The 23,572-nt window shown below is 46.1% G+C and carries 18 protein-coding genes; 12 read left to right on the top strand and 6 right to left on the bottom strand.

Features of this window, described 5'->3' with window-relative positions; all coding sequences use genetic code 11:
- Nucleotides 1-904 precede the first annotated feature (904 nt).
- The 4 genes from PV783_RS15880 to PV783_RS15865 all read left to right on the top strand — a co-directional run bounded on the left by PV783_RS15880 (nt 905) and on the right by PV783_RS15865 (nt 4,535).
- Nucleotides 905-1,531: a DUF4136 domain-containing protein gene (locus tag PV783_RS15880; RefSeq protein WP_420988691.1), complete on the top strand. Its 627-nt coding sequence runs from the start codon at nt 905-907 to the stop codon at nt 1,529-1,531.
- Between the two features lie 21 nt (nt 1,532-1,552).
- Nucleotides 1,553-2,167, top strand: a complete 615-nt coding sequence (locus PV783_RS15875; protein WP_420988690.1) for an outer membrane beta-barrel protein — start codon at nt 1,553-1,555, stop codon at nt 2,165-2,167.
- A gap of 805 nt (nt 2,168-2,972) precedes the next feature.
- Nucleotides 2,973-3,941, top strand: coding sequence for a SphA family protein (locus PV783_RS15870; protein ID WP_420988689.1), 969 nt, complete (start codon nt 2,973-2,975; stop codon nt 3,939-3,941).
- Nucleotides 3,942-3,980: 39 nt separating this feature from the next.
- Entirely contained in the window at nt 3,981-4,535 is a 555-nt protein-coding gene (locus PV783_RS15865; RefSeq protein WP_420988688.1) for a hypothetical protein, read from the top strand.
- Nucleotides 4,536-4,600: 65 nt separating this feature from the next.
- On the opposite strand, the gene PV783_RS15860 is transcribed toward PV783_RS15865, so the two are convergent.
- Nucleotides 4,601-4,801 (bottom strand): hypothetical protein, encoded by a 201-nt coding sequence (locus PV783_RS15860; protein ID WP_420988687.1) that lies wholly within the window; start codon nt 4,799-4,801, stop codon nt 4,601-4,603.
- Nucleotides 4,802-5,021: 220 nt separating this feature from the next.
- Here PV783_RS15860 and PV783_RS15855 point away from each other — a divergent pair, with 220 nt between their 5' ends.
- Nucleotides 5,022-6,542 (top strand): FAD-dependent oxidoreductase, encoded by a 1,521-nt coding sequence (locus PV783_RS15855; protein WP_420988686.1) that lies wholly within the window; start codon nt 5,022-5,024, stop codon nt 6,540-6,542.
- Between the two features lie 33 nt (nt 6,543-6,575).
- Nucleotides 6,576-9,161, top strand: coding sequence for a DNA ligase D (ligD, locus tag PV783_RS15850; protein ID WP_420988685.1), 2,586 nt, complete (start codon nt 6,576-6,578; stop codon nt 9,159-9,161).
- A 26-nt stretch (nt 9,162-9,187) separates the two neighbouring features.
- Here ligD and PV783_RS15845 read toward each other — a convergent pair whose 3' ends face one another.
- The 3 genes from PV783_RS15845 to PV783_RS15835 all read right to left on the bottom strand — a co-directional run bounded on the left by PV783_RS15845 (nt 9,188) and on the right by PV783_RS15835 (nt 11,173).
- Entirely contained in the window at nt 9,188-10,267 is a 1,080-nt protein-coding gene (locus PV783_RS15845) for a glycosyltransferase family 9 protein (protein ID WP_420988684.1), read from the bottom strand.
- 96 nt (nt 10,268-10,363) lie between these two features.
- Entirely contained in the window at nt 10,364-10,621 is a 258-nt protein-coding gene (locus PV783_RS15840) for a hypothetical protein (protein WP_079467939.1), read from the bottom strand.
- 48 nt (nt 10,622-10,669) lie between these two features.
- Entirely contained in the window at nt 10,670-11,173 is a 504-nt protein-coding gene (locus PV783_RS15835; RefSeq protein WP_420988683.1) for a low affinity iron permease family protein, read from the bottom strand.
- Between the two features lie 224 nt (nt 11,174-11,397).
- Between PV783_RS15835 and PV783_RS15830 the strand changes: the two genes are divergently transcribed.
- Entirely contained in the window at nt 11,398-13,134 is a 1,737-nt protein-coding gene (locus PV783_RS15830; RefSeq protein WP_420988682.1) for a hybrid sensor histidine kinase/response regulator, read from the top strand.
- Here the strand turns inward: PV783_RS15830 and PV783_RS15825 are convergent.
- The gene (locus tag PV783_RS15825) at nt 13,131-14,084 is read right to left on the bottom strand and encodes a terpene synthase family protein (protein WP_420988681.1); all 954 of its coding nucleotides are present in this window, start codon (nt 14,082-14,084) and stop codon (nt 13,131-13,133) included. The two genes, PV783_RS15830 and PV783_RS15825, sit on opposite strands and share 4 nt — an antisense overlap.
- A 240-nt stretch (nt 14,085-14,324) precedes the next feature.
- On the opposite strand from PV783_RS15825, the gene PV783_RS15820 reads away from it, so the two are divergent.
- Nucleotides 14,325-15,068 carry a GNAT family N-acetyltransferase gene (locus PV783_RS15820; RefSeq protein WP_420988680.1) on the top strand — a complete coding sequence of 248 codons (744 nt, stop codon included), beginning with the start codon at nt 14,325-14,327 and terminating at the stop codon, nt 15,066-15,068.
- 302 nt (nt 15,069-15,370) lie between these two features.
- Nucleotides 15,371-17,131 (top strand): hybrid sensor histidine kinase/response regulator, encoded by a 1,761-nt coding sequence (locus PV783_RS15815; protein WP_420988679.1) that lies wholly within the window; start codon nt 15,371-15,373, stop codon nt 17,129-17,131.
- On the opposite strand, the gene PV783_RS15810 is transcribed toward PV783_RS15815, so the two are convergent.
- Entirely contained in the window at nt 17,116-18,063 is a 948-nt protein-coding gene (locus PV783_RS15810) for a terpene synthase family protein (protein WP_420988678.1), read from the bottom strand. The genes PV783_RS15815 and PV783_RS15810 overlap by 16 nt on opposite strands.
- 397 nt (nt 18,064-18,460) lie before the next feature.
- Here PV783_RS15810 and PV783_RS15805 point away from each other — a divergent pair, with 397 nt between their 5' ends.
- The 3 genes from PV783_RS15805 (at nt 18,461) to PV783_RS15795 (ending at nt 23,563) form a co-directional block, all read left to right on the top strand.
- Nucleotides 18,461-19,051 carry a sigma-70 family RNA polymerase sigma factor gene (locus PV783_RS15805; RefSeq protein WP_336386029.1) on the top strand — a complete coding sequence of 197 codons (591 nt, stop codon included), beginning with the start codon at nt 18,461-18,463 and terminating at the stop codon, nt 19,049-19,051.
- A gap of 117 nt (nt 19,052-19,168) precedes the next feature.
- A complete protein-coding gene (locus PV783_RS15800) occupies nt 19,169-20,140 on the top strand; it encodes a FecR family protein (RefSeq protein ID WP_420988677.1) in 972 nt (323 codons plus the stop codon).
- A 9-nt stretch (nt 20,141-20,149) separates the two neighbouring features.
- A complete protein-coding gene (locus tag PV783_RS15795) occupies nt 20,150-23,563 on the top strand; it encodes a SusC/RagA family TonB-linked outer membrane protein (RefSeq protein ID WP_420988676.1) in 3,414 nt (1,137 codons plus the stop codon).
- The last annotated feature ends 9 nt before the right edge of the window (nt 23,564-23,572 follow it).

Raw genomic sequence — 23,572 nt, 5'->3', positions numbered from 1 at the left:
TGATTGAATCATTTGTATGAACATGCCGTAAGATGATGCATTGCTTATGCCTGGAAAAATCCGTGAAGAAGAAAAATAATGCAGCGTGTGAACACGCCGCACGTATACCTTTTAAATTCCACGTTACGAAAAAGAAGTATCTTCTAATATTCCTGTAATGCCCTGCCAGTCAACAATACAAGCTAATCATATACACGCGGAAAGGAATCATTACTGAAAATAAATGTTGCTGAATAAGAGAGATGAATTGCTGTGATGCGGAATGCTCAGGAGAAAAATAATCAGAGTGATAGCTGCAAGGTAATCGCTTCTTTTATATCTGCCAAAAAATAAAAATATTAAATATCAGCTGAACAATTATGCGGCGGGTGCTGTTTCCCTGTTATTCAAAACACTGAAATTATCTATAAAAAATAAAAATCAATATGTTTAAACATTTCTACGATCAGCAGTGTTAGAATAAAAACACTGTCACCGAAAGTACCATTAAAGACATTTATTAAAAGGCACTATCCAGATTACCGGGTTACAATTAACAATCAAAATGAACAACGGAACGAGACCAAAGCAATAAGTAGCATATCCCTAAGCATAGTTATGTAGCATCATCAAACATTGCCTTTTACGATGTAGCCGCAATGGCCATCTGTAGAACATGGCTTTTTATCTTCCAGGGTAAGATACGGCAGCGTATTGTTTATTCTTCCGGATAAAAAAATGATTGATGTATTCTTAACAACTCAAAGCATAACTATGAATGCAAATACCTTTACTTCTTCCATCCATCAAGGCCCATAACTGCTGTGGCATACCTGTATACACAACGATAGCAGGTATTCTACAATGGTAACGGATCAACAATATCCGAAGGGGTAGTTATTGTAATGACTCAAAAATAACCGCAATGAAAAAATTTAATCATCTCCTGTTGACAGCGCTGGTAATACTTGCTGCTTGTCGCAAAGAGCCGGATCTCTCGGAGCTTTCTGGCAACTTTGTTGTACAAACGGATAAGGATCCGGGTGTTCAGTTCAACACTTATAAAACGTTCTATATCTCAGATACCGTTGCTTATATCAGCAGTAATCCCAAAGATAGTATCCTGACAGACAATACCGCAAAATCGCTGGTAGCGCAGATCAGGAAGAACATGGAAGCAAGAGGTTATACTTATGTAGGCAGAAATGCGAAACCCGATCTGGGTATTAATACCGTAGCAGTGAAAGATGTAACCGTGGGTATTGTGTACCCTGGCTACTGGTGGGGCTATCCGGGTTACTGGGATCCCTGGGACTGGGGCTGGTACTATCCGTACTATTACCCCTGGGCCACCACCTACTCTGTTACTACCGGTAGTGTGATTGCAGAAATCATTGATGTGAAAAATGCGCAGGTAAACCAGAAGCTGGATGTTGCCTGGACGATGAACCTGAACGGCGCTTTGGGCAGTTCAGCATCTACCAACCTGCAACGTGCGCTGGATGGCATTGACCAGGCATTTGTTCAGTCGCCATACCTGAGTGCCCAATAGTTCACCATTAAAAAGAGAATTATGAAAAAGTATATCATACTGGGATTAGTGTTTACGCTGGGTATCGGGAGCAGCTTTGCCCAGGGCAGAATGAACAACCTGTTTGGGTTATCCTGGGAAATAGCGATACCCACCAACAACGACTTCCTTGATAAAACCAGTTTTGCCGGCGGCAAAGCAGAGTACCGGCATTTTCTGAAACAGGCACCGGTATCGTTTGGTATTGCGGTGAGCTGGAACTCCTTTGAGCAGTATATTCCCACGCAAACGATTACTTACAAGGATGGCAACTCCGCCATTACAACGGATATGGACCGGGTGATTTATACCGTACCTGTTATGGCCACTGCGCATTACTATTTTAATTATGGCAAAAAAGCGATGCCTTACATTGGACTGGGTATCGGTACGCAGTATGCAGAGCAAAACATTTATTATAACATATTTGAGGACACGCAAAACAACTGGGGGTTTGCGGTACGGCCTGAAATAGGTGTACTGATACGTCCTAACGGCGGCAACTGGGGCATTTTACTGGGAGCAGCTTATTCTTATGCTACCAACAAAAATGACCTCTTTCAAAACGACAATCTCAAGAGCTTCAATTTCAATATCGGATTATTCCTGAACAACTAAAAACATTCATAATGATACTTAAGAATTGATGATTGCTAATTTGTTTATGCTTAGGAACGGCTGTGTCTTGTCTAAGACGCAGCCTTTTTATTTGTAACTGATCTTCTTTAAATACCTATAAAAATAATGGCAGGGAAAAAATTCCCTGCCGTTTTTCATTCACTCAACCGTTATAAGTATTCAAGAGGTAAAATGTGATTTAAAAAAACATGCAGGGTGAGAACACCCCGCAATCTTCATCGCCTGTAGATTCCACGCTAGTGTACTATTGAGAAACCGTACAGGAATGAATCACGATGGCGGGTTGTAAAGAACTTGTATCGTGATGAGATATCATTTTATATATTGTTTAAATATTGACTGATGCTAAAAATGGGCAGAGTGTCGGCCCGGAGCCTGCACGATTTATACAACCCCACTACCATCCGTGATCTTCCGGACCGGCTCTGCCTGTATTGTTGATTAAGTATCTCAGGCGATGGGCAACTGTTACCCAGTTGCTAACCGGCCATCCGTTGCTTTGACATGCTTAGGCTACTTCGTGATGGCTGTATATAAAAAGACAAAGTATTTACTACAGTAAAGATGATTTGCCAGGAAAGGAATATGCCGAGGAAGGATTGTTGCAAGCTTGTCTTTCTATAACATCAAGATGCCCGAAAAAGTTATATAACTATATTCTTTTTTTATAAAAAAATTTATGGTGCTTTAAAAATATCTGTTTAATTTACAGGTAGAATTTTTCCTCCCAGGCATATACAAATCTCTCTCATCTCTTTTATTGCATTTTTTAAACTTCTGCAAGATGATGAACAAAGAGATTATGCGCATTCCTTTCCTTATTGCTTTACCGGTGCTGTTATGTATACTTACTGTGCATCCTGTATCCGCCCAGTTGAAAGGCGATCATTTATTGGGCGATGCGGGCCTGCAATCCGGCACACAGGCGCCTCCCGGCTTTGCGCTGGTAGTACCTGTATATTTTTATTCCGCCTCTAAATTAAAGAACAGCAAGGGCGATGTGATTACAGACAACCTGGGTCTTAATATGTTTGTTACCGGTGTTGGCGGCAGCTGGGTTACCAATTTAAAGATATTGGGCGCTCACTACGGCGGATCAGTATTGTTCCCCTTTGCCAGCAACCGGCTGGAATCTACGGTGACTACTACCAAATCGCCATTTGCTTTCAGCGACATTTATTTTCAGCCTATTCAGCTTGGGTGGCATACAAAGCATGCCGATTTCCTTTTCGGTTACGCCCTGTACTTCCCCAGCGGAAAGTATGAAATGGGCGGCGATGACAACAGTGGACTCGGACAGCTGGCAAATGAACTCTCTGCCGGCAGTACCGTTTTCTTTGATAAAGCAAAGCTCATTCACTTCTCCGCATTACTATCATATGCATTTAACTCCGAAAAGAAAGATGCCGATATTAAAACCGGCGATAACCTCAGCATTGAAGGCGGATTGGGGAAAACATGGTATAAAAAAGCAGCGGCGGGTCCGGTTCCCCGTATCATCAATGCAGGCGTAGTGTACTATATGCAGTTTAAAACCACCACGGATAAAATTCCGCTGGCGGGTGGCTATGCATTGGATCCGGCCAAGGACCAGATCTTTGGCGCCGGCCTGGAAGGCAGTTACTATGCGCCTCATATCAGAACGTTATTCAACTTCCGCTGGATAGCTGAAATGGGCGCACAGAACAGGATACAGGGCAACACTTTTATGCTCACGCTTGCGTATAATCTGAAGTCGTTTGAAAAAAAATAACCAGTACGCCATCCACTTTTTTCACATAAATCTAATATCATGAAAGCACTTCACTTATCATTTATTCTGCTGTTCTTATTTTGCATGACGGGCACCCTCCGCGCACAGGACGAGGAGGTTATTATTGATGCCAAAAAAATCAACAACAATGCTGTTCCCAGATCAGTACAGGACTCCTTGAAAAAGAACTTCCCCAACATGACCCTGAAACAGGTATTGAAAATGCCGCTGAAAACATATAAGTCGAACTGGGAAGTAACAGAAAACAACATCAGCGAAGTAAGCAGCGGCGATTTCAATGTGTATGTCCTCAATATTACCGGTAAAAGGGGCGGCAACCTGGAGGCCTCTTATGATGAAAGCGGACATCTGATAGAAGCCAAAGAGCTGATCATCAATTCCCGGCTACCGCAAAATGTATCTGCTTACATTGTGAAGAACTACAAAGGATACCTGATAGACTCCGACAAAATTAAAAGAACCATCCGGCCTGATAAAACAGAGCAACAGATAGAAGTGGGCGTTCACAAGGGCAGTGATAAAAAGAGATTATTTTTTGATAACGCCGGTAATTTTGTCAAAGAGAAGCAATAACACCTGCAACCAAAAGAAAAGCCCTGGTACGCATCAGCGTACCGGGGCTTTTCTTTACCATGTAACTACTCTGATACGTTATCCGTGTCTTTTGTATGCTTTTCTTCTTCCTTTGACTTTTCTTCCTTTTTTTTGTCTTTACCGGGTATTACATTTTTCAGTGTGTCGTCCGATGTTACTTCGCGGGTAATATCGCGGCTGTAGTCATTTCCCAGATCCGGACCGGTTTCTCCATGTCCGCCGATGGTTTTATCTTTTAGTGGCATAACATTCCGTTTTAAAGGTTTAGAAAATTAATTACTTAGCGGCTATATTTTGATCATGCTGTTCCACAACACATCTTTTTAAAACAATAAAAAAGAAATGCTTCCCCTGAAAATTTCGGCAAAATCATGCCAGTATGAACAGCAACATGAACCGTAAACAAGCCGTCTTCTCTTCCGTGGCATAGTATTTACATGTGTATGCAATATTAAACCAATAGCTATGATAGCACGAGATACTTATTCCATCAGCCTCTGGCAGGACCACATAACGCCCTTTGCAGGAACTAACACCGCTGAACCCGGAACCTTATATGATGTAATCATTATCGGCGGAGGCATTACCGGCGTCAGCACGGCCTTTCTCTTACAGGATGAAGGAAAAAACTGCCTGTTGCTGGAGGCAGAGAATATCGGCTATGGCACCTCCGGCGGTACTACCGCTCATCTGAACACGTTACTGGATGTGCCCTATTATGTGATCCGGAAAAACTTTGGCAGGGAAGCCGCCCAACAGGTGTATGCCAGCGTTACAGAAGCCATTGCGCTGATAAAACATAATATCAGCAGATGGGAAATTGAGTGTGGATTCAATGACGCAAATGCTATCCTGTTTGCACAAAATGAGGAACAGGAAAAAGAACTGCAGCAGATTGCAGACGCCTCTGCCGAAGCCGGGCTGGAAATGACGCCCATTGATACCATCCCGGTATCCATTCCTTTTACTAAAGCCATGAAAGCCGGCGAACAGGCAAAGTTCAATCCCCTGCAATATATACAGGGCCTGGCCCGTGCCTTTGAAACAGCAGGCGGTACCATCCGGCAGCAATGCCGCGTAACGGGTGTGGATAATAACGATATCGTTACGGTTACCACGAATGCCGGCACCTTTAAGGCCAGGTCGGTGATCTATGCCACGCATATTCCGCCCGGCATCAACCTGTTGCACCTGCGATGCACTCCTTACCGCAGCTATGCAATCGCCGTTGTCCTGGAAGATGATAAGTATCCCGAAGAACTGATCTATGATATGTATGATCCCTATCACTATTACCGGACACAGGAAGTAGACGGACAAAAATACCTGATTGCAGGCGGGGAAGATCATAAAACCGGGCAGGAAGAAAATACCGCACAATGTTTTCTCCGGCTGGAAAGCTATATCAGACAGCACTTTAAAGTGAAAGCAATAAAATACCAGTGGTCGTCGCAGTATTATGAACCGGTAGACGGACTGCCATATATCGGGCATCTTCCCGGTGTGGAAGAAAATATTTTTGTGGCAGCAGGTTATGGTGGAAACGGCATGGTATACAGCAGTGTGGCGGCTTTATTACTAAAACGGATCCTGTTGGGTCAGAAGCCCAGAAACGAAGCGCTGTTTGATCCCAACCGGATTAAACCTGTGGCAGGATTCAGCCAGTTTGTTTCCCATAATGCGGATGTAGTGAAACAATTTATGGGGAAGTTCTTTTCCGGCGAACAGCTGGAAGTGCTGGCAGGTATAGCTCCCGGCGAAGGTAAAGTAGTGGAATATGAAGATCAGAAAATAGCTTTGTATAAAGATGAAGCGGGTAAGTTATATGCGTTGAAACCCACCTGCACCCATCTGAAGTGTGATGTGAGCTGGAATAATGCGGAGCGGTCGTGGGACTGCCCCTGTCACGGCGCCCGTTATGATATCGAAGGCCGGGTGCTGAATACCCCGGCAGATCAGGGACTGGAACAACTGGATATCTCCTGAAAGCGTATATACAGTATCTAAAATATGCTGGCTATGAGCCTGGAAAAATACCGGCAGAAAAGAACCTTTAGTAAAACACCCGAACCCACCGGCGGGAAAGGTGAGGATCAGCTGCTACACTTTGTTGTACAAAAGCACGATGCTTCCCACCTGCACTACGATTTCCGCCTGGAAATGCGGGGCGTACTGAAAAGCTGGGCAGTGCCCAAAGGGCCTTCTATGGACCCCGAAGTAAAACGGCTGGCCATGATGGTAGAAGATCATCCGTATAACTACAAGGATTTTGAAGGAATTATTCCGGAAGGCAACTATGGCGCCGGCACTGTAATCGTATGGGATGAAGGCGCCTATGAAATGGCAGATGCCGATGGCGCCGATAAAAAACAGCAAACAAAAAACCTGCTGCACCAGCTGCACAGCGGCAAGTTGAAACTGATACTCAAAGGAAAAAAACTCAGGGGCGCTTTTGCATTGGTAAAGGCTGCCGGCAGAGGCGACAATGCCTGGCTGCTGATAAAAGTAAAAGACCGTTACGCATTGAAAACAGATATCACCACTAAAAACAAATCGGTCATTTCAGGAAAAACAATTGAACAGATAGCAAAAAATCCGGAGAAGGTTTGGAAAAGCAACCGGAAACAAACCGTTACTAAAAAAGCAGCTGCACCAGCAGATAATTATACCGCGCTGTTGAAAAAGGGCAAAACCGCTTCGATGCCTAAAGGCATAAAACCTATGCTGGCAACGGTTACTTCCAGGCCATTTGATAAAGAAGACTGGCTCTATGAAATAAAGTGGGATGGTTACCGCGCCATCGGGTATCTTAACAATGGCAAGGCAGACCTGCTTTCCCGCAACCAGCTTTCCTTCAATGAAAAATTCAGTGTGATCACAGCAGCGTTGCAGCAATGGAAAGTAAAGGCCGTAACAGACGGTGAAATTGTGGCAGTAGATGAAAAAGGCAACCCCGACTTCCAGGCTTTGCAAAACTATTTCAAACACGGCAAAAGTGCGCATCTTGTTTACTACCTTTTTGATTTGCCCTGGTACAATGGTAAAGACCTTACGCATTTGCCACTGGAAGAACGAAAGGCTATCCTGGCGGAGATCATACCGGCGGATCATGATATCATCCGGTACAGCAACCATATCAGCGGACAAGGCACCGCGTTTTATAACGCCGCCATTAATAAAGGACTGGAAGGTATAATGGCCAAAGCAGCCGGCAGCCACTATATTATGGGCCGCAGAACAGAGAGCTGGCTGAAAATAAAAAACAGCCACCGGATGGAAGCCATCATCTGCGGATATACCGCCGGCAGGAACAGCCGCAAGCATTTCGGGGCAATTATACTGGGAAAATATGAAGGGAAAGAACTGAAATATATTGGTCATACCGGTGGCGGGTTTAATGATAAACTGCTAAAAGAACTTTTTGCAAAGTTCCAGTCGCTCCTCGCGCCAGAGCATCCGTTTAAAACAAAGCCGCAGACAAACATGCCGGCTACCTGGCTAAAGCCGGTGCTGGTGTGCGAAGTGAAGTTTGCGGAGGTAACGCGGGAAGGAATTCTTCGTCAGCCGGTATTTATGGGATTACGGGAAGATAAAAAAGCAGCAGATGAAAAGGGTGTAAAAGTTGTTCCCCCTCCCGCCGGTAAAAAAGCGTCTTCCCGGAAAAAAGAGCCGGGCATATTTTTACCGGAAGAAGAGAAACAGGTAGAAATAAAGGTAGACGGGAAGCTGCTGAAATTTACCAATCTTGATAAATTATACTGGCCGGATGAAGGCATCACCAAGCGGGATATGATCAACTACTATGCGGCCATTGCCGATTATATACTGCCTTATCTGAAAGACCGGCCACAGTCGCTCAACAGGTTCCCGGAAGGCATCAGGGGTTTTAATTTTTATCAGAAGAATGTGGAAGACAAGGTGGCTCCGTGGATCCCGACCTTTCCTTATACCAGCGAATCGGATGGGGAAACAAAATCATTTCTTGTTTGTAAAGACAGGGCTACCCTGTTGTACATGGCCAACCTGGGATGTATTGAATTAAATCCCTGGCACAGCAGGATACAGCATCCTGATGAACCGGATTATTGCCTGATAGACCTTGATCCTGACACCAACTCTTTTAACGAAGTGATTGAAACAGCATTGGTGATCAAAGATATTTTAGATGAGATTGGCGCGTCCTCTTTTGTAAAAACCTCCGGGGCTACGGGCATGCATATACTAATTCCGCTGGGAGCCAAATACAGCTTTGCGCAATCGAGAATGCTGGCAGAGCTGATTGTAAACATTGCCAATAAACAATTACCGGACAGCACCAGCGTGCTGAGAACACCGGCCAAAAGGAAAGGCCGGATCTATCTCGATTTTATGCAGAACCGGCAAATACAAACGATGGCGGTGGCTTACTCCCTGCGGCCAAAGCCGGGAGCAACCGTGTCCGCGCCCTTGCGATGGGAAGAAGTGAAGAAGGGATTAAAGGTAACCGACTTCAATATTTACAACATGCCGCAGCGGATCGCTGAAGAAGGCGACCTGCTGAAAGGTTTGCTGGGGAAAGGTATTAACATGAAAACGGTGCTGAACAAACTGCAGCATTTGTTATAAGATAAGGTGGCCTTGCACAGGCGCATCTATACAGGCTGCATCAGTTTGTCCACGGCTTTCAGTACGTTTTCCACGGTGGCTTTCTTCAGTTGATTTTTAGGGATCTGGTGATAGGAATATTGCAACAATACATTTTTGCTCTGGAGTGCAGGGGGAATATCGAAATATAATACTTCGCTCCTTACCCGCCATGGGGTGTGCTGCATATTTGTTAGCGCGTATAACACCACTACCGGTGTAGCTGTAGCGGCGGCAATATGAATGGTGCCGGTATTCACTGAAATCACCAGCGGGCTTTTGCGGATCAGCAGGGCGAACTCCGCAACAGATAAAGCTCCCGCAAGATTGATAGCGCCGGGGCCGATCGCTTCTTTCAGGGTATCCGCAGCGGCTTCTTCGCCGGTGTTGCCGGTAATCAGCAACTGGCAGCGGTGATGTGCAATCACCTGCTGACCGATTTCCACCCATTTATGAAAGTTGTACTGCCGTTTAACGTCCTGCACCATCGGATGCATAACGATCCAGGGACGCTGGTGATCGGCGCCGTATAGTCTCATTTTTTTAATGATACCCGGCCAGTGCGTTTCATGCGTTTGCAGCGAAAGCTTTGTACTCCCTGCTTTGGCGCCGGTGTACGCCACCAGGTTGATATCCCTTTCCACCTGGTGATGCGTGGCATGCAGCGGCTCTTCATCCGGAATCCAGTGGGTAAGCAGCTGGTAAGGATTTTCCCGGCAATAAGCAAGCCGCAGGGGAATGCCCGCCTCGAAAGCCAGCATGGCGGTGGGCAAAGGGTTCTGGCTGTATACGGTGAATATAATAGCCGCATCGAAGTGTTCCTTACGCAGGGTTTCCACCAGTTGCTGGTAGGTTTCCGGCATCACTACGTGATCATGCTTTACCCAGGGCGCATTAAATATAATCACCTCATCTATTTCCGGAATATCCGCTGCTACCGGTGCGGCAGCGGCAGAGGTCAGGAGGGTAAGGTGACATTGAAAGGATTCTTTCAATGCCCGGAAAGCCGGTGTACTCATCAGCAGATCGCCCATATTATCCAGGCGGACACAAAGTATTTTCCTGCAATCGTTCCAAAGTATATTCATAGAATAAAATTCACACAACAAGTATTAATCTCTACAATACTTTACACTCATAAAAAATGGATACATGTTGATGCATCCATTTTCTTTACCGTTGAACTACGGTTTCTTACTGTGTTGAATGGCCTCCCAGATCTGTTGCACAATGTAGCCGCCTTCCATTTCCGTAAGCCGCGGGGAGCAGGTAAATCCATCACCGTTCTCCATCAGCATAAGGTTATCAGGTACTGCATGATGGAACAGTTCTCCTATGTTATTGTTCAGTAAGTAATACACAGAACGGCCGTTATAGGTATCCGGCTGGATATCCAGGGAGTACGACTGACCATTCACATTGGCATTCAGGTGCTGTATCATAACAGAAGGTTTTTAGGAAAGGCATCAAGAATAACACCAAAACAGCGGTTATTTCCGCTGGCCTTTCTCTTTTGGCGTTTTACGGGTCAGCAAGTCTTCCTCATGCTTGCTCATCGCATCTCCTATCGCTTCTTCCACGGAGTGGGATTCTGTCATGCTCATTCTTTTCTTTGTTTCTTCCACCATCACCGCATAGTATTTATGCAGCACATCCAGTTCTTCTTCCGATAAATTTTCCACGTCTATCAGCCGGTTGCTGGCCGCTTTGTTGGCGGCAATGAGTTCATTGAGTTTCAGTTGAACTGATTTGGCGTCCTTGTTCTGCGACTTCTGGATAATGAACACCATGAGGAAAGTGATGATAGTGGTGCCGGTATTGATAACGAGCTGCCAGGTATCGGAGTAGCCGAAAACCGGGCCGGTGACAGCCCATATAATGATCACCGCCAGGGCTACGAAAAAAGCCCAGGGACTGCCGGTGGCGGTGATGACTTTTGTGGCCATTAATTCAAAGAAGTTGCTTTTGGGTTTACTGTCGGTTAGCGCTTTCATAACATCGGGCTGTTTGGTTTTTTACTTTCTCTCATACAACTTTTACACCAGCGCTTTCCCGGGGGATAAAACGGTGTTTCCTCCCCAATCTGACCCGGGTGCGCCACAGGATATACCCCGCTTTCCCGTATGTTATCAGGAATTCGTATATTGGTTTTAATTTATCAAGAAAGACACACCAGAATGTATACGTTTTCTACGCCTACAGCCCTCAAAAATGACGCATGCATATTTTGAATATTATTAAAAACGCTGGCACCCAATATTCCACGGAGTCAGAGAAACGTACCATCATTATTATCAATTCCCTGGCATTTCTGACCAGTATGCTCGTTTTCATCCTTGGAGGAGTTTTTTACCTGCTGGTACACAGTTTACTGATCCTGTTACCGTTATTACTGGAGGGTATCGGAATGCTTGGCGTGATTGTTTTAAATGGTTTGGGTAAGAAGGACAGCGCCAATTTCAGCATGTTTGCCATACACTATGTAGCCGCGGGTTACTGGACAATTTTATTGGGCAATGCCATCCCTATTGAAGTGGTTATTGTTTTTTTACTGATCTTCCTCATTTGCGGCTCTTTCCTGGTATATAAACGGCACAAGGCAAGAATAGGATTATTGCTGGCCATTGCCGTACTGCTGGTGGCAACACAGCTGAACACCTTTTTTGGTTTTATCAAACCGATAGACATCCACCCTACTTCTGCTTATATTATGCGGCTTTGCACCACCGGAGGTATGCTTACTTTTATATTGTTTGTTGTCTTCGAGTTTATAAAGGAGATCACCCGGCTGATGGATGATCTTAGCAAATCGAACAAGGTATTATCTACCAATGCTGCTTTCCTGCGGGAAACATTTCACGAGTTGAAAACGCCTTTGAACAGTATTTATGGCATCGCACAGCTGCTGGATATGGTGCGAAAGGAAAATAAGCAGGCGCCCCTCATGCAGGAAATAAGCGCAGACCTGAAGAACTTATCGGGCGCCACCCAGCTATCGCGGGAAATTGTAAACAACGTACTGGATCTGAAACGGATTGAGGCCGGCAAGTTCTTCGAAATCAGGATGGGTACTGTTCACCTGCGGAACTGTATTGAGCAGTGTATGGCGATGAACCAGTATACCGGCGCTTTGCAGAACGTCAGCATCGTATTGAACTACCAGTTGCCCCAGCAATTTATAGAAAGTGATGAAATCGTTCTCATTAAAATCATCAGTAACCTCACATCCAATGCCGTTAAGTTTTCCCCTCCGGGCGGCCAGGTGGCGATCAGTGTTTACCGGGAGGGCAGCTACATTTATTTCCGTGTTAAAAATGAAGGTGAAATAGCGCCCGAGCGGCAGGAGAAACTATTTCTTCCCTATGAATCGGAACGGAACCATATTACATCCGGCACGGGCATCGGCCTGCATCTGACGCAGCAGCTGGTTACATTGCTGGAAGGCAGGATCCGGGTAATCAATGAAGATCATCATACCATTTTTGAGTTTTTTATTCCCTACCGTTCCGCGCATCCGGAAACCGCTGCCGAAAAGAAATTTGAGATACGGAAAGATGAGTTTGGGGGGATGAAGGTATTGATTGTGGATGATAACCAGATGAACCGGTATGTGATCGAAAAATTTGTGACCAAAGGCGGCGCAACGGCCCTGTTGTGCAGTAACGGTCAGGAGGCGATGGAAGCCGTGCTGGCGGAGAAGCCGGATATCATTATTACTGATTCGCAGATGCCGGTGATGAATGGCCGGGAATTTCTGCTGCAGTTGCGGGCTATTCCTGCGTTTTCCGATACCCCGTTTATCGTTATATCGGGAGATGCTTTCAACAAATACAGTAATGAATCCGAGGAGCTTTTAAAGGCAGGTGCGAACGCTTTCTTTAATAAGCCTTTTTCTTTTGAGGATTTGTATACTGAAATGATAAAGCATCTCCCGTCTAAATCTATAAAAGCCTAAACTTTACTTTTGTATCGCTCGGTATCGATGAGCGCCCAGTCGAAATAAGCCTTGATAGCGATGTACAGTCCGTCGATATACACATCCAGCTGTGCATTGATGTCCGGGCTCCAGAAGGGAAGGCTGGCGCGGTGTTCTTCCAGCGTGAGCAAATTGCGGTGGTATTCGTCTGAGATCTGCTGGATGGCTTCTTCCAGGGAAATGCTCAGTTCCTGTTCATAGATCAGTACCAGGTTCAGTCCTTTCGTTTTCAGTTCCCTTTCCCGCTCCAGGGAATGGAGGTCGTTGGCCAGGTTCGCCGTCAGGTTCAGCAACAGTTCTATTTTCTTCACCAGGTAGTGTTCGTATACTTCTTCCGGCAGGTCAATTTTCCCGAAGATGCTTACCAGCGGGAACATAATATAGAAGCCGGTTTTGGGCCTCCATTGGAGATATTCCCGGATGCTGGGACTATACTCTCCTTCCTGCATTTCTGTTTCCCATAGGCATTCTTCAAAATAGGACACCATTTCTTTACAGAACAGGGAATACAGGAACGGGGGGCTGAGGCGTTGAAAGCGGGAGCGGATGTTGATCAGCGCATCATTCAGGGGTGTTTCCACGGCGCTTTCCCGGTGTTCCATGATAGCGATAAAGCCGTTCAGCATGTTGCGCAGCCAGGCGCCTTCCAGGGTGCCGGAGGAAAAGCGGTCGCATTTGTCGTCGATGGTAAACAGCCAGGTGATCAGGTCGCCCACCAGGCATAGTTCTTCATAGTTTGCGGCGGGATATTCCCGGGCGGCGTACCAGCCAAATTTGCCTTTGTTAAACCGTTTGAGTTTTTCGGGCGACTCCAGACGGAACTCGTGGGCCCATTTAAAAGTGTGTACCTGTACCTCTTCCGCAAGCGGGCTTATGGCAGAAGGGGTCGGAAATTCCAGGGCTGGAATGTGAAGGGTTTGTGTTTCCATGTTTTTTAGTGTTTATTAAATGAAAAGAATCTGCATAAGGGATCAGCCGGGTTTTACCGGGATAAAGGGCATCAAAATGGATAAATGGTTGACATTCAGACATTGAGCATAATACGCGGGTCAGCCGGCAAGGATGAGCGAAATACACTTCAACAAAAGTCTATAAAAATGTTTTAGCCGGGAAGAGTTTATGGGACTTTACATTTTATATACCTTCATACCGGGTATTCAAATAAGGCTATGAAAGTGCAGGCAATAAAAACGACGTTAAGGAAGATCCGGGCTTTCCGTTCCCTGTTTCTCCAGGAAAGCAACTTTCAGTTTGTTTACAACAAGTGTCATGCCTATGGCTGGGCAGATACCTACCTCTTCACGCTGGATGGGACAGCTGTGGGCTATGGGGCAATATGGGGGCAAAATAACCGCAGCGACCGGGATGCTATTTTTGAGTTTTATGTAGTGAAGCCTTACCGGAAATTTGCCGGTGAATGTTTTTTAAAACTATGGGAGGCGTCGGGGGCTGTTTGCGTGGAGTGCCAGAGCAACGATGTGTTATTGACCGCCATGCTGTACCAGTATTCCAAAAACATTAATGCGGAGAACCTGCTTTTCGACGATCACTTTCAAACCCAAATCATTTTACCGGGTATCTCTTTCCATCAACAGGAAGCAAAAGAAAATGACCGCCGCGATGAGTTTAAATATTACCTGAAACAGGAGGATGAAGATGAGGAGGTAGTGGTAGCAACTGGCGGGTTAATGCTAAACTACAATGAGCCCTTTGCTGATTTGTATATGGAAGTAAAAGATGGTTTCCGGAAACAGGGGTTGGGAAGTTTTATGATCCAGGAATTAAAAAAAGCATGTTACCTGATGGGGCGGGTGCCGGGTGCGAGGTGTAATATCGACAATGCCGCATCGAAGGCAACATTGCTAAAAGCGGGGATGAAGGTGTGCGGGTATATCTTAATTGGGAAGCTGTAAAAGTTAGGGTGCATGCCTAACATATTTTCATTTTAAATCATGTAATATTCTTTTTTTGAAAAAAAAATATGCTTATATTAACATTCAATTAACTCATGCCGATGCATATCTGGTTAGATTTACCCGAGCCCAAAGAAAATCTACATGCCTGATATGATTCGAAGAACCTGCAGACCATGCCCGAATACGTATCCGGATTCCATAACGGTATTTCTGCGGGTGGCGGATCGGATGACGGTGAAGCAAATTAACTATGATCTTTTTACAGCCCGAACTTGCCTAACCCTCTAAATAATTATTACATGAGAACTGGTAACTATCCTACAACTGCGGCCATTACAACCACACTCATCAAACCTATTTTTGCCGGAACCCAGCACTTTGAAAAAGCGGAAGAAAAACGTCCTGTTATTATTATCAATGCGATGGCCATTGTATTAAGCGCCCTGGTGATTGGGGTTGGCAGCTATTTTTATTTTCTTAAGAATTCGGTATTTTTTTTAATCGGTATTCCACTGGAAACGCTTAGTTTTTTTGCTGTTATCCGGCTAAACCAGGTGAGGCAATATTTTAATGCAAACTTACTTATGCTGAGTACGAATGCTATTTTTATTGCTTACTGGTCCACCGTATTGGGATCAAGTATTTCCCTGGAGTTACTGCTGGCATTCAATACCATCATCATATTCCATTTAAGTTCTGCTTTTTTCCTGTACAAAAGAAGCGGGGCCCTGCTGGCCTGTATAGGGGCAACGGTGGTATTTGCCGCGTGGATGGTAGCCAACGCCCATTATAATTTTATCCAGCCGATAGAGCTTTCGCCTGATATATCGTTAACCATGAAGTGGTCTACCACTATTGCGCTGCTGGTATTTATATTATGTGTGATGATGTCCTATGTGGCGCAGATCAGAAGTTTGCTTGCCTCCGCCCAGAAACTCCGGGAGGCATCTGAAAAGAAAAGTATTTTTTTGCGGGAGGTATTTCACGAGATCCGGACGCCGATGAATGCTATTTTTTCTATTGGCCAGTTGTTTGAATTACGGAAGTCCAAATACTCGGTTGCAGAAAGAAAGGAAATTAACCAGTTGTTTGCCTCCTGTTACCTGGCCCGCAACATCATTAATCATGTGCTGGAAATGTCGAGGATTGAGTCGGGGAATTTTTATCCTGTGATGAAGGAGTCCATCAGTTTAAAGGATTGCGTATCCCATTGCATAGCGGTTAACAGTTACCTGGCGGCATCCAGGGGTATAAAAATTGACCTGCAGTTTGACAGGCAGCTGGGTGAACCCATCAATAGTGACAGTTTACTGTTAACCAAAATCCTGAATAATATCCTGTCCAATGCGGTGAAGTTTGCCAGTGGTAATTCCATGATCTCTCTCAGCTGCATAAAAGAAGCGGACCAGATCATTTTTAAGGTAAAGAACCAGGGAGTGGTAGATCCGGATATTGCTGCCAAGATGTTCGACCGGTTTGTATCAAAGCGTGAGCAGTTTGAAGGAACGGGGTTGGGATTATCTATTACCAAACACCTGATCGGCCTTTTCGGCGGGCAAATTGCACTGGACCCGGTGGATCCCTCCTCTCCTTTTACCACTACCATTACCTTTAATATTCCTTATGAAGCGGGCGTAGGAAAAACCAGGCAGCAGTTGCCGCCTAAATTTATGAAGGGTTGCTTTATGGGAGGAAAAGTAGTAATCATAGAAGATGACCTGCTGAGTGCTGAGTTACTGATAAAGTTCCTGAAAGAAATGGGGATAGACCCGGTATTATGTAAGGACCATGCATCGATAATTGATGTGATCCATACAGAAAAACCCAACCTGATCATTTCAGATCTGAATATGCCCGGCTTTAACGGCAGGGATTTATTGCGGCACGTAAAAAATGATCCTGAATTAAAAGGCACCCCCGTACTGATCATTTCAGGAGATGCCTTTCTGAAGGATGAGCTATTGGCGACAGGCGCCTGCGGTTTCATAACGAAACCGGTTTTCATCAGCGACTTACACCTTGAATTAGCAAAGTATTTACCTCATCATATATTTTCGTAACGACCGGTATCAATTACCGCCCAGTCATCATACCCTCTCACGATGGTATATAAGCCCTGTATGTAGCGGTCTACCTGCATATTAACAGCCTTGCCCCAATAAGGAAGTTCCTTACGGAGTTGTTTAAACCGGCGCAGGTGTGTCCTGTGTTCATTGATCACATATTGCACCGCCTCATCCCTGGCCAGATCCAGTTCTTTTTGCGCAATAAAGATCAGGTTAAAACCTGGCTTCTCCAGTTTTGCTTCGCGGACAATCGAATGCAAATCATTGGAAAGGCAGCCGAGCAGGTTTAAGATAAGCTCTATTTCCTGGGTGCTGCTATGGTCATACACTTCATCCGGCAGGTTCAGTTTTTCAAAAATGGCCACCAGCGGGAACATGATATAAAACCCGGTGTAGGGCCTTTCCTTGTAATACCGGTCGATAGAGGGCATGAGGCCATCGATCTGCATGTCGATCTCAAAGAAACACTCATTGAGATAGTCGGTCATATGCATGCAGTATTTGCGGTATAAAAAGGGACTGCTGATGGCGCTGAAACGACGCAGGATATCTTTCAGGGCGATACTGAGGCTATGATCGTCCTCGATATATTTATCATCGAGAATGGAAATAAATATTTCCAGCTGACGTCTCATTTCCAATGCGGTTACTGCGTCGGAGGAACCGCGGTCGCAGCTGTCATCTACTGTGAATAGCCAGGATAGCAAATCTCCGGCGAGGCTTACCTGTGCATAGGTGGCATCAGGGTATTCCCTGGCTGCCTGGAACCCGAAACGGGCTTTGGAGTACCAACTGAGGGGTTTGAATTTTGGGGCAATATCAAATTTTTGTACCCACTTCAAGGTATCATTCTGAGTATCCTGATAACAGGAATTAATCTTAGACTTTCCCGGGATAGTGACGCAGGAAGTTAAAGCATTTGACATAAATGTTAATTTTTAAAGTGAATAAAAGATTGATAACTAATGTATAGATGTAGTAATGGTTATTCAGTGCGGATGCAACGATCTATTTGCTGATATTCCTGTGCACCTGATCCTACAGACAAAGCTCAGAACTGTATTATATAGAATAATAATGTTATCTGATATTGAAGATTATCCAAAAAAGCTAAATTGGACAAACTAATATTACGAAAAAAGCACCCATTTGGCAGATTGGATTTTGGGACGGGAGGAATAGCACAAATGGGGGTAGTCCGGCGCAGCGGGACATGTGCCGGGAAGAAGTGGAAAAACGGGCGGGGTGCTATGTGAAGTTTACATTAATTTCCTGCCGTTCCTTCGTAATTCAAAAGGAGCTTCTCTAGTTTTGCGGCTTTATATGGAACCGGTATCTGTAATAAATGGCGCGGCATGGGATCAGCAAACCTTTAAGGTGCTGTATGATGAGTATTTTGTATTGGTGAGCCGCTATTGCTATTCATTTACTGGAGATTATGAAGCGGCGCGTGATATCGCAGCTGAACTGTTTGCCAACCTGTGGCGGCAGCGTGCAGGCATCCGGGTTAATACCAGTATGAAGAACTACCTGTTGGTTGCCGCCCGGCGGAGCTGTAAAAAACACGCCGATAAATTACAACGTACCTTCACTATCAGCGACGACCACCTGGACCAGGCGCTCTCCACCCATACACCCGATGCCGCCCTGGCAGGAAAGGAATCCAGGGAAAAGCTGCATCAGCTGTTATCCCTGCTGGACCCGGTAAAGAAGGAAATTATAGACCTGAAACTGCTGGGTCTTACCAATAAAGAGATAGCGCATATCTTACACATCACACCCAAAAAAGTGGAATACCAGCTGAACACCGCGATCCGCTTATTACAGGAAGAAATTAAAACCCGGCGGCTAACGGTACACGACTGCGAAGCGGGTTTGATAATAGGTACCCTGGTACTGATGCTGCCTGCATAATCACGTCTCCCCTAAAAAAACATACCCAGCCTGCATTTCCCCTTGTTAATAATTCCTTAACACACATTCACAGGAATTTCCCCGGGCGGCCGCCTCCTCTGTAATAAACGGCCCACATTGAACGAAAAAATATTATTCCGCTACATCTATGAGTTATCAAACGCCGCAGAGCGGGAGATGGTAACTGCCTGGCTGCAGCAATCGGAAAGGAACCGGGAGATCCTGGTGGCTTTGGTAAAAAGAAAGCAACAACTGGAAGGCGCTGCTGATCAGCAGGCCGCAGATACCCATTGGGAACGGGTACAGGCAGCGATGAATGAAGAAGTGCCTGCTGTAAAAAATATCCGCCCGTGGTGGCTGTACAGTGCTGCCGCAGCATTGGTAACAGTGTCCATGGGTATAGGCTGGCTGTGGCAACACCAACATACGCCTGCCGCGCAACCGGTAAAATTATCTACCACCGGCAAAAACAAACAGGTAATCACGCTGCCCGACGGCACCCGGGTGTGGCTGCAATACAACTCTTCCCTGGAGTATGATGCGCACACATTTAATAATTCCAACAGGCAGGTGATCCTGAACGGGGCGGCCTTCTTTAATGTAAACGGCAGTCCGGATAAGCCTTTCCGGGTCAGCACCCATCAAACTACTGTAACCGTACTTGGCACCTCTTTCAGTATCCATGCACGCGAACATGAAATGCAGGAAATAGCCGTGGCCTCCGGGAAAATCAATGTGCAGGCAGCGCAACTCAACATCAACCTGCTGCCGATGCAGCGGATTAAATATGACCCGGTAACGCATGCGTTGCTAAGCGACAGCACCTCACTGGATCGTATAACTGCGGTGAGAGATAACCTGCTGGTATTTGAAAACGATGACCTGCCCAGCATCGCCCGCAAACTATCACAATGGTACAACCGCGACGTGATTATCCACGGAACACCGCATCGTGTATCCTTTACCGGTAGTGTACAGGATAACGGCATCCAGCCTGTACTGGAAGGTTTAAGTTTCCTGGCTGGCGTGGAATATAAAATTACGGCAGATACTATCATTCTCTCTTTAAAACGCAATCACAAAAAATAAACAACCAATATGAAAAAAATTATTGGCGGACTTTGCTGCCTGTTACTAACCGGTTCCCTCTGGGCACAAACGGCCAACCGCATGATCCGGTTAAACAGGAAAAACATTTCCCTGAAGGAACTGATCACCACACTACAGCAAAAAGAGAAGATCGCTGTGATGTACGACGACAATATCCTCGGGGAACCACACCCGTTACAGTTGCCGGAAGAAAATGTACCGCTGGAAAAGCTGCTGTCGCTCATCGCAGCGCAAACCGGCCTGGAAGTAAAGTGGCAGAATAATAACATCTACATAAGAAATAAAAATACCACCGCAGCAGAAACAGTCACTGTAAAAGGCGTGGTAATGGGCGCCGGTAACGACGGCGCCTTACCCGGTGTGAGCATCAGCGTAAATGGCAGGATGGTAGCAGTGACGGCGGAAGATGGTCTTTTTGACCTGAAAGTACCCGCCGGCAGTAAAGTGGTTTTCCGCGCCATCGGTCTTGATCCTTATACACTCCCGGTAGCCGGCAACGCCACTAACCTGAAAGTTAATATGCAGCAGAATGTTACCCAGCTGGAAGGCGTAGTGGTAACGGCACTGGGCATTAAACGCGATGAAAAAGCACTGGGTTATGCTGTGAGCAAAGTGAGCAATGAACAGCTCACAGATGCTATGAGTAATAACTGGACCAATGCCCTCACCGGTAAAGTAGCCGGTTTGAATATGCTGAAATCCAATGGCGGACCGGCAGGTTCTACCAAAATTATCCTGCGTGGTGAAAACACAATCACCGGTAGCAGCGAAGCGCTGATTGTAGTGGATGGCGTGATCATCAACGGCAGCAGCGGTAAGCAAACGGGCAACGGCAGCGGTTCGTACCTGGACAGCGACTCCCCCACCGACTTCGGTACCAGCCTCAATGATATTAACCCCGATGATATTGAAAGCGTGTCGGTGCTGAAAGGCCCGGGGGCAGCAGCATTGTACGGTGCACGCGGCGCTAACGGCGCTATCATTATTACCACCAAAACCGGTAAAATTAAAAAGGGTTTAGGCGTTACCGTTAACTCCAATGCTACCTTTGAAACCATTAACCGCTGGCCCGATTACCAGTATGAATACGGCCAGGGCGCTTCCGGTCAGGATACCTGGTATTCCTATGGCGCCACCGCCGACGGCAGCAGCACCCGGAGCACCAGCTCCGCCTGGGGACCAAAGTTCAACGGGCAAATGTACTATCAATACGACCCGGTTACACATACCGGCGGCACGGAAAGAACACCATGGGTACCTTATAAAAACAATCGTAAAGATTTCTTTGAAACCGCCAAAACATTTACCAACAGCGTAACGCTGGAAGGCGGCAATGATAAAACCAATATCCGTTTATCTTATACCAATCTTAATAACAACTGGATTGTACCCAATACCGGTTACAACAGGAATACCGTAGCGCTATCCGTAAATCATAAAGTATCTGATAAGCTGCAGATTTCCACAAAGGTGAACTACACCAACAAAAAAAGCGATAACCTGCCTTCTTCCGGTTATAATAACCAAACCATCATGTATTTTATCCGGGGAATGGTGCCTAACGCCAACCTCGACTGGTTCAAGGAATACTGGCTGCCCGGACAGGAGCAGCTGGCGCAGAACCGGCCCTTCAGCAGCTTGCTCGACAACCCTTACCTGCAGGCGTATGAGATGCTGAATAAAGTAAACCGCAATGGTGTGATAGGCAACGTTTCCGCTACTTATAATTTCACAAAAGACCTCAGCCTGATGGTGCGTACCTCCCTGGATTACAGCACTGAAAGCCGTTCGCAGCAACGTCCGAAAAATACACAGAAATTTATAGACGGGATGTACAGAACCCAGAACATTTATTCCCGTGAACTGAACAGTGATTTCCTGTTACGCTACAACCGTACACTGGGTAGTAAATTTAATGCTACCGTATCCGTAGGTGGCAGCCAGATGCGTAACTTTTACAACCGTGATGAAGTGCGGGCGGATAAGCTGAGATACCCCGGCGTATATAATTTTGCCAACAGTAAGAACACGCTGATCACACTTCCCTACAGTTCTCAATATGCCGTGAACAGCTTCTATGGCCTGGCACAGTTCAGTTACAATAACTACCTGTTCCTGGATATCACGGCGCGTAACGACTGGAGCAGTACATTGGCCTCAGAAACATCTACCGATAATACCTCTTTCTTCTATCCTTCTGTGAATGCTTCCGCCATCCTGTCGGATATGTTGAAGCTGCCTGCAGAAGTTTCCCTGCTGAAACTCCGTACATCCGTTTCCGGTGTAGGCAGTGGCGGTACCACGCCATATTTTACCCGCTTTGGTTACCTGAAAGAATTGTTCCTGAGTGGACTTTCCAACCCTGACTATATTGCCAACCCGGATCTGAAGCCAATGAAAACCGTCAGCGTAGAAGCCGGTGTGGATGCGAGCTTCTTCAGAAACCGTATAGGCTTTGGCGTTACCCTGTATCAGAACAATACCAATAACCAGATCATCCAGGCGCCACTGGATAAAGCTACCGGCTTTAAGGGCACTATCGTGAACGCGGGTACGGTTATTAACAAGGGTATTGAAATTGAAGCTAATGGTACCCCGGTGAAAAAGGCCAACGGGCTTACCTGGATTGCCACCGGTACGTTTGCAGCTAACCGCAGCCGGATCAGTTCTCTCCCGGATGGTATTGAAACGTTTGTGATGTCTACCGGTCCTGCGGGCCGTGGCTCTATTGAAGCACGTCCCGGCGGCCGCATGGGCGATATCTACGGACTGGGTTACCAACGCTCCCCGGATGGTCAGATCATCTACAATTCGCAGGGATACCCATTGCTGACAGAAACAGCCCAATACCTGGGAAATACCAACCCCGACTGGAAGGCCAGCATCAACAATGCTTTCCAGTACAAGCAATTCCGCTTCAGCTTTTTGTTTGACGGTCAAACAGGTGGTAAAGCCTATTCCCTCACGCACTCCGTGCTGGCAGAAGAAGGCAAGCTGAAAAAGACCATCCCCGGCCGTTACAACGGTATTATCGGTGATGGCGTACAGGTGAACAAAGATGGCACCTATCGCCCAAACGATGTGGTAGCAGCCAATATTCAAACCTATTATTCAGAGCATTTCAAGCGTGATAATATTGAGTCCAATCTTTTCAGCACCGACTTTATCAAATTGCGGGAAGCGCGGTTCGACTACTCGCTGACGCCTGCCTTCCTGCGGAAGATAGGATTCACCAAAGGCACCATCGGTATTTATGGACGCGACCTGCTGGTAATTACCAACTGGCCATCGTTTGATCCGGAATTTGGTACCCTGGGAGATGGAGATATCAGCGCCGGTTTTGAAATCGGTCAGTTTCCCTCCACCCGGAGCTTTGGGATTAACCTCACTGCTTCGTTCTAATATTTCACC

The sequence above is a fragment of the Chitinophaga sp. CC14 genome, from assembly GCF_048957795.1.
GTDB lineage: Bacteria > Bacteroidota > Bacteroidia > Chitinophagales > Chitinophagaceae > Chitinophaga > Chitinophaga ginsengisegetis.
This window is presented reverse-complemented; position numbering and strand designations above follow the sequence as displayed.